Genomic DNA, 7,389 nt, shown 5'->3' with positions numbered 1-7,389 from the left:
CCGGGCGCGCGCAGGCCGCGCAGGCGTCCCGTCGCGGCGGGAAGGCGGCTCATCGCCGGCGGCGGGCCTGGAGGACGGCGGCTGCGCCGAGGACCACGACGGCGCCGATCCCGGCGAGCACGCCGACGGACGGACCACCACCGTCACCGTCCGCCGACCCGCCGGACGCGGTGGACGAAGCTGCCGGAGAGCTCGCGGAGGCCGCCCCGGTGGGCGCCGGTGAGGTGTCGCCCGCGAGCTGCTCGCCGCAGCCGGTCTCCGGGTAGCCGGAGATGGCGCAGAGCAACGCCGCGCTGTCGTACCGCAGCGGCTTCGCGACCGAGGCCAGCGCCTCGGCGGTGCTCGCGTCCGGGGCGACCCGGGCGCAGGCGGTGCGCAGTGCGGGCGGCTGCTCCCCGGCGGGGGCGTCGGCCGGCGTACCGGGGTCGATGACCAGCGCCACGCGCTTGCTGCCGTCCTTCGCGGGGGTGTCCTGGCAGACGGCGGCGAAGTCGGGCGTGCGGCGCGGCTGGGCCGCGTCGCCGGAGTCCTCGCTCACCGCGAACCGGAAGCCCTGCACCGCGCCGTCGTCGGGGCGGACGAGGGACGGCCCCTGGGTGGCGTACGTCCACCGCGAGCCGTCGCCCTCCCAGAAGGACCAGTAGCGGTACCCGGCGGCCTCGGCGGTGCCCGCGACACAGAGCGACAAGGCCGCCGCGAGCGCCGTCAGCAGGGCGAGCGCCACCGCGCGGCGGACGCGGCTTCGTCGCGGTGCCCGATCCCGGAACGCGGGTGTGGTCACCGGCCGCCCTTGTCCTTGCGCCGGTTGCTGAGCAGGAAGCCGATACCGGCGCCGAAGGCCAGACCGACGCCCACCAGCCACCACACGCCCACGCCGGAGCCGTCGTCGGCGGCAGCGGCGTCGGCGGAGGCGGGGGTCGGGGTGGGCGAAGGTATCGCGGTCTCGGCGGGCGCCGGGCCGGTGGCGTTGAGCTGGGCGACGAGGTCGGTGCCGCCGAAGTCGCGGGCGTCGGTGCCGGTCGCGTGGGCCGCGAGGATCAGCTGCGCGTACGCGGCCGGGCCCGACTGCTTCGCCCAGGTGCCGGAGTTCTTCTCCAGCCAGGTGACGGCGGAGGCGGCCTTGTCGCGGTGGCCGGAGGCGGCGAGCGCCACGACGGCGTCGGCGGTGTTGCCGAAGTCGGGCTGCGGGTCGGTGGTCTCCGCGCCCGGCATGGGTGCCTGGTCGAGGTGGCCGGAGGCGGCGAGCGCGCTGGTCAGCCAGTGCGCGCCGTTCTGGGCGACCTGCTCGGTGGTGAGGCCGGTGCCGGTGGTGCAGACGGGGGCCTTGCCGGCGTTGGAACTGCCGGCCGCCAGACCCTTGCCCATGGTGCCGAGCACCGCCGCCGCCGTGGCGTCCGCGTTGGCGGCCAGCGCGCCCTTCTTGTCCGGCTGGTAGGCGAACGCGCCGCCGTCCTCGCCGCCGCACGGCAGCGCGAGGGAGCGCAGCAGGTCGTACGGGGTGTGCCCGGCGGACGAGGTCACGTCGGCCAGCTTCTTGCCCGCACGGGCGAAGGCGCCGGCGACTATCGCGGTCGAGTTCGCGTCGCTCGGGCTGCCGGCGGAGTAGCCCCAGCCGCCGTCGTCGTTCTGCACGGACGCCAGCCAGTCGATGCCGTTCTCCACGGCCGCCTTCTCGCCGGTCAGCTCGGCGAGCGCCTGCACGGCGGCGGCGGTGGCGTTGGTGTCCGTCATCGTCTTGGCGTCGCACGGCTCGCGGAAGTCGCGGTAGGAGGCGAAGGCACCGCTGTCGCACTGCTGGAGCTTCAGCCAGTTCACCGCCTCCAGGGACGGCGTGACGTACTCGATCTTCTGCGCCAGGAAGGCCAGCGACTGGCGCCAGACCCCGTCGTACGTCGGGTCCGAGGTGCCGTACAGACCGGCGTGCGGGTCGGAGGGCACGGTGGGGGAGGCGGAGGGCGACGGACTGGAGGAGTCCGCCAGCGCCGCCGGGGCGGCGAACGCCAGGAGCACGGCGGTGGACGCGAGCGCGGCTGCGGCGCGGCGTACGGTCATGGCTGGCGAGGGCCTCTCCTGCGGGGGCCGGGCGCGGGCACGTGTCCGTGCCGGGCTCGGCTCCGTCTGTGGCGACGGATGCGGGCCACCGGACGTCCCGGCGGCATCGGCCGTTCCTGCCCGCGCACCGGACCCCGCCCGCGGCGCGGGCGGCTCACGGACGGCTACGGCCCGGTGCGGACCGGGGCCGGGCGGGAGATGCGGTACCGGTTCGGTCCGGTTCCCCCGTACGGGCGTGATGAACGACGGGTTCACTCTACCGGGGGAGCCAGGACCGGCCCCGAGGCCGGTCGCCCACAGGGCCCGCAGGTCACGGGTCGAGCAGTCGGCAGACCGTCTCGATGTCGGTGCGCACCTGCCCCGCCGGGGCGCGGCCGGAGAGCCAGGAGGTGAGGGTGCAGTGCCAGGTGTGCTCGACCACCCGCACCGCCGACAGCTGTCCGGTGTCCGGGCCCGTCAGTCCCGCCGCGTCCAGGACGATCTCCCTGACCAGCCGGGAAACCGCGTCCGCCTCGGCGCGCACGCTCCGGTCGGCGAACGTCCAGGCCCGCAGCATGGCGTCCGCCAGTTCCGGTTCGCGGCGCAGCGCCCCGAAGGCGCGCAGCAGGGTCGCGGCGGCCCGCTCGCCGGGGGTGTGCCCGGCCGGCGGGTGGTCGGCCAGCGTGGTGCGGAGCAGCCGCAGCCGGTCGTGGAGGGTGGCGACCAGCAGGTGCACCTTGGACGGGAAGTAGCGGTAGAGGGTGCCGAGGGCGACTCCGGCGGCCTCCGCGACCTCCCGCATCTGGACGGCCTCGAAGCCGCCCCGCCCGGCGAGTTCCGCGGTCGCGTCCAGGATGCGGGCGCGGCGGGCCCGCTGGCCCGCGGTGAGGGGGAGTGCCGGCGGCCGGGCGTCAGCGGTCATGGGCACCCTCTTCCCCTCCGTGCCGTGGCGCGAATCACCTGATCCGGTCGTCGCGTCGACGCTACCTGCCGGTAGATTCGATCCTCATTGGACGGGCCGGTCTGAAACTTGTTCCAGATTATCGGCAGCGGTTACGCTCCGGCGAAACGCAGTGATGAAGGGGGCCGGGAGTGACCGCTGAGGCCATGAGGACGGACCCCGGCGCGGGACACGGCGCACCCACCGGGCCGGACGACCGCCCGCTGCGGATCGCCCTCCTCACCTACAAGGGCAACCCCTTCTGCGGCGGCCAGGGCGTCTACGTGCGCCACCTCGGCCGTGAGCTGGCACGCCTGGGCCACAGCGTCGAGGTGATCGGCGCCCAGCCCTATCCGGTGCTCGACGAGGGCGTCCCGCTCACCGAACTGCCCAGCCTCGACCTCTACCGGCAGCCCGACCCGTTCCGGACGCCCGGGCGGGGCGAGTACCGCGACTGGATCGACCTCGCCGAGGTCGCCACCATGTGGACCGGCGGCTTCCCCGAGCCGCTCACCTTCTCGCTGCGGGCCGGACGCCATCTGCGGTCCCGGCGAGGCGAGTTCGACGTGGTCCACGACAACCAGACGCTCGGCTACGGCCTGCTCGGCGACCTCGGCGCCCCGCTCGTCACCACCATCCACCACCCCATCACCGTCGACCGCCGGCTCGACCTGGCCGCCGCGCCGACCCGCCTGCGCGCCCTCTCCGTACGCCGCTGGTACGGCTTCACCCGCATGCAGAAGCGGGTCGCCCGCCGGATGCCGCACGTCCTCACCGTCTCGGGCTCGTCCCGCCAGGAGATCGTCGACGACCTCGGGGTGCGCCCCGACCGCGTCGACGTCGTCCACATCGGCGCCGACACCGACCTCTGGTCGCCCGACCCCTCCGTCCGTGAGGTGCCCGGCCGGATCGTCACCACCTCCAGCGCCGACGTCCCCCTCAAGGGACTCGTCCACCTCGTGGAGGCGCTCGGCAAGGTCCGGGCCGGCCACCCCGAAGCCCACCTCGTCGTCGTCGGCAAGCGCGCCGAGGACGGCCCCGTGGCCCGAGCCATCGAACGCCTCGGCCTCGCGGACGCCGTCGAGTTCGTCAAGGGCATCAGCGACGCCGAACTCGTCGACCTGGTGCGCGGCGCGCAGATCGCCTGCGTCCCTTCGCTGTACGAAGGGTTCTCGCTGCCCGCCGCCGAGGCGATGGCCACCTCCACCCCGCTCGTCGCCACCACCGGCGGCGCGATCCCCGAGGTCACCGGCCGCGACGGGGAGACCTGCCTCGCCGTGCCGCCCGGCGATCCCGACGCGCTCGCCACCGCCCTCACCCGGATGCTGGACGACCCGGAACTGCGCGCCCGGCTCGGCGCGGCCGGCCGTGCGCGGGTACTGGCCAACTTCACCTGGGCCAGGGCGGCGGCCGGCACCGCCGACCTGTACCGCCGGGCCATCGCCGCCCGGGGCGTTCGCAGATGACCCCCCGCCACGGCTCAGCCGACTCAGCCCCAGCCCCCGCTCGTGCCCGTACCACCGACCTCGAAGGCAGGCCCCCGTGCTGACCGTCGACTTCACCCGCTTCCCGCTCGCCGCAGGCGACCGTGTGCTCGATCTCGGCTGCGGCGCCGGCCGGCACGCCTTCGAGTGCTACCGGCGCGGTGCCCAGGTCGTGGCCCTGGACCAGAACGGCGAGGAGATCCGCGAGGTCGCCAAGTGGTTCGCCGCGATGAAGGCCGAGGGCGAGGCCCCGGCCGGCGCGACCGCCACCGCCATGGAGGGTGACGCCCTCAACCTGCCTTTCCCCGACGCCTCGTTCGACGTCGTCATCATCTCCGAGGTGATGGAGCACATCCCCGACGACAAGGGCGTCCTCGCCGAGATGGTCCGCGTCCTCAAGCCGGGCGGACGCATCGCGATCACCGTGCCCCGCTACGGCCCCGAGAAGGTCTGCTGGTCCCTCTCCGACGCCTACCACGAGGTCGAGGGCGGCCACATCCGCATCTACAAGGCCGACGAACTGCTCCGCAAGATCCGTGAGGCCGGACTCAAGCCGTACGGCACCCACCACGCCCACGCGCTGCACTCGCCGTACTGGTGGCTCAAATGCGCCTTCGGCGTGGACAACGACAAGGCACTGCCGGTCCGCGCCTACCACAAGCTGCTGGTGTGGGACATCATGAAGAAGCCCGCGGTGACCCGGGTCGCCGAGCAGCTGCTCAACCCGGTCGTCGGAAAGAGCTTCGTGGCGTACGCGACGAAGCCGCACCTCCCGAAGGCAGAGGCGTGACCCTCCCCGAACGGACCGAACATCTCGTCCTGCCCGGCGTCCTGACGCCGGATCAGGCATCCGCGACCGTTGCCGCGCTGCTCGCCGTGCAGTGCGAGGACGGCGCGCTGCCCTGGTTCCGCGGCCATCACCTCGACCCGTGGGACCACACCGAGGCCGCGATGGCCCTCGACGCCGCGGGCCAGCACGAGGCGGCCGAACGCGCCTACGAATGGCTGGCCCGCAGCCAGAACCAGGACGGCTCCTGGTACGCCGCCTACCACGACGGCGACCCGGAACGGCCGACCGACCGCGGCCGGGAGTCCAACTTCTGCGCGTACGTGGCCGTCGGCGTCTGGCACCACTACCTCGCCACCGGGGACGACGCGTTCGTCGACCGGATGTGGCCGATGGTCTTCGCCGCGATCGAGTTCGTCCTCGGACTCCAGCAGCCCGGGGGTCAGATCGGCTGGAAGCGCGAAGCGGACGGTACTGCCGTCACCGACGCGCTGCTGACCGGCTCCTCCTCCGTCCATCACGCCCTGCGCTGCGCCCTCGCACTCGCGGAGCGACGCGAAGAGCCCCAGCCCGACTGGGAGTTGGCGACCGGAGCGCTGGCCCACGCCATCGCCGCGCACCCGGAGCGCTTCCTCGACAAGGGCCGCTACTCGATGGACTGGTACTACCCGGTCCTCGGCGGAGCGGTGACCGGCGCCGCGGCCCAGAAGCGGATGGACGAGCGCTGGGACGAGTTCGTCGTACCCGGCCTCGGGGTGCGCTGCGTGCTCCCCAACCCCTGGGTCACCGGCGGAGAGAGCTGCGAACTCGCCCTGGCTCTCTGGGTGATGGGCGAATCCGACCGGGCCCTGGAGATCCTCCAGTCCATCCAGCACCTGCGCGAGCCGGGCGGGCTCTACTGGACCGGATACGTCTTCGAGGGCGAACGCGCCTTCTGGCCCGAGGAACTCACCACCTGGACCGCCGGATCACTGCTGCTCGCGGTGGCCGCACTCGGGGGGGACGAGGCGACCACCGCCGTCTTCGGGGGAGAGCGACTGCCGAGGGGCCTGGAGCCCGACTGCTGCTCCTGACCCCGGGGCGCGTCGGTGATTCAGGTACGACCCAGCCGTCCCGCCACCGCGTGGCCGACGAAGAGATAGACGGCGGCGGCCAGACCGTATCCGGCGACCACCCGCGCCCACGCCTCGTCGAAGGTGAACAGGTCGTACGACCAGCCGGCCAGCCATCGGGCGGAATCCTGGACGAACTGCACCAGCTCGTTGCCCCTGTTGGCGTCGAACAGGTACATCAGGATCCACAGAATGATGATGAAGGCCATGACGTCCGCGACGACGGCGATCGCACGCCCCGCGGTACTGCTTCCTGAGCCTCGTCTGTAGGACATGCACACCGGATTGCCGCTGTTTCCGGCCTGAAACCCGGACGGCCGAACCCGGTGGCGCCCTTCCGTGCCCCGGGCGAGCCTGACGGGGAGCGCCGGTATCCCCGCCGGACGACCCCCGCCGCCCGGTCAGGAAGGCCCGCCGTGCCCCGTCCCGTACCGCCCCGCCGCCTGCCCGCGGCGCTCCTGCTCGTCTGCGCCCTGCTCGTGGGCGCCACCGCCTGCGACAGCGGCAACGACAAGCAGATGGTCTCCTCCGACGCCTCGATCGTCGCCCCCACGGCGACCGCCGAGAAACAGCGGCTCGCCAAGACCCGCTTCGTCGCCAACGCGGGCCTCGCGGCCGGCGCCGCGTACCAGTGGATCGTGAAGCCCTACCGCGCGGGCAAGTTCAAGAAGGGCGCCGACGGCCGGACCTTCGCCGTCACCAAGGCGGGCCTCGCGGGCGGGTTCGCGTACAACCGCCTGAAGGCCGCGGCGGACAACGCCAAGGCCGACCCGCTCCTCTCCCAGGCCGTCGCCCCGCTCGCCGCGGGCATCGAATCCCTCAAGGAACTGGCCACCAAGTTCCGCAAGGGCCAGGCGGGGGACTCCGACATCGGCACCCTCGAAGACATCATCGGCGGCGTCAAGGACGCCGGGAAGAACGCCGGCGCCCAAGTGACGAACCAGGTGCCCTCGGTGTCCCAGCTCGCGGGCTGAGGAGGCACACCCGACGCCCCCGCCGACGCGTCCCCGGAGCACGAAGGCCCCCGGCCGCGGG

General features: G+C 73.6%; 8 protein-coding genes. 4 read left to right on the top strand and 4 right to left on the bottom strand.

The annotated features are described in order from the left end of the window. Positions 1 to 49: 49 nt before the first annotated feature. The 3 genes from ACWD3D_RS30695 to ACWD3D_RS30685 all read right to left on the bottom strand — a co-directional run bounded on the left by ACWD3D_RS30695 (position 50) and on the right by ACWD3D_RS30685 (position 2,953). Entirely contained in the window at positions 50 to 781 is a 732-nt protein-coding gene (locus ACWD3D_RS30695; protein ID WP_451464017.1) for an SCO2322 family protein, read from the bottom strand. Then, positions 778 to 2,052, bottom strand: a complete 1,275-nt coding sequence (locus ACWD3D_RS30690) for a prenyltransferase/squalene oxidase repeat-containing protein (RefSeq protein WP_451464016.1) — start codon at positions 2,050 to 2,052, stop codon at positions 778 to 780. The genes ACWD3D_RS30695 and ACWD3D_RS30690 overlap by 4 nt, the downstream gene beginning before the upstream one ends. 310 nt (positions 2,053 to 2,362) lie before the next feature. Then, on the bottom strand, positions 2,363 to 2,953 hold the full coding sequence (locus ACWD3D_RS30685; RefSeq protein ID WP_451464015.1) for a TetR family transcriptional regulator: 591 nt from the start codon (positions 2,951 to 2,953) through the stop codon (positions 2,363 to 2,365). Positions 2,954 to 3,123: 170 nt separating this feature from the next. Here ACWD3D_RS30685 and ACWD3D_RS30680 point away from each other — a divergent pair, with 170 nt between their 5' ends. The 3 genes from ACWD3D_RS30680 (at position 3,124) to ACWD3D_RS30670 (ending at position 6,315) form a co-directional block, all read left to right on the top strand. Continuing rightward, on the top strand, positions 3,124 to 4,437 hold the full coding sequence (locus tag ACWD3D_RS30680; RefSeq protein ID WP_451464014.1) for a glycosyltransferase family 4 protein: 1,314 nt from the start codon (positions 3,124 to 3,126) through the stop codon (positions 4,435 to 4,437). A 76-nt stretch (positions 4,438 to 4,513) separates the two neighbouring features. Next, positions 4,514 to 5,245: a class I SAM-dependent methyltransferase gene (locus tag ACWD3D_RS30675; protein WP_328722008.1), complete on the top strand. Its 732-nt coding sequence runs from the start codon at positions 4,514 to 4,516 to the stop codon at positions 5,243 to 5,245. Continuing rightward, entirely contained in the window at positions 5,242 to 6,315 is a 1,074-nt protein-coding gene (locus ACWD3D_RS30670) for a prenyltransferase (protein WP_451464013.1), read from the top strand. The genes ACWD3D_RS30675 and ACWD3D_RS30670 overlap by 4 nt, the downstream gene beginning before the upstream one ends. Positions 6,316 to 6,335: 20 nt before the next feature. On the opposite strand, the gene ACWD3D_RS30665 is transcribed toward ACWD3D_RS30670, so the two are convergent. Beyond that, positions 6,336 to 6,629, bottom strand: a complete 294-nt coding sequence (locus ACWD3D_RS30665; RefSeq protein ID WP_451464012.1) for a hypothetical protein — start codon at positions 6,627 to 6,629, stop codon at positions 6,336 to 6,338. A 141-nt stretch (positions 6,630 to 6,770) separates the two neighbouring features. On the opposite strand from ACWD3D_RS30665, the gene ACWD3D_RS30660 reads away from it, so the two are divergent. Then, on the top strand, positions 6,771 to 7,328 hold the full coding sequence (locus ACWD3D_RS30660; RefSeq protein ID WP_451464011.1) for a hypothetical protein: 558 nt from the start codon (positions 6,771 to 6,773) through the stop codon (positions 7,326 to 7,328). Positions 7,329 to 7,389: the final 61 nt, after the last annotated feature.

This window comes from Streptomyces sp. NPDC002690 (assembly GCF_053592415.1).
This window is presented reverse-complemented; position numbering and strand designations above follow the sequence as displayed.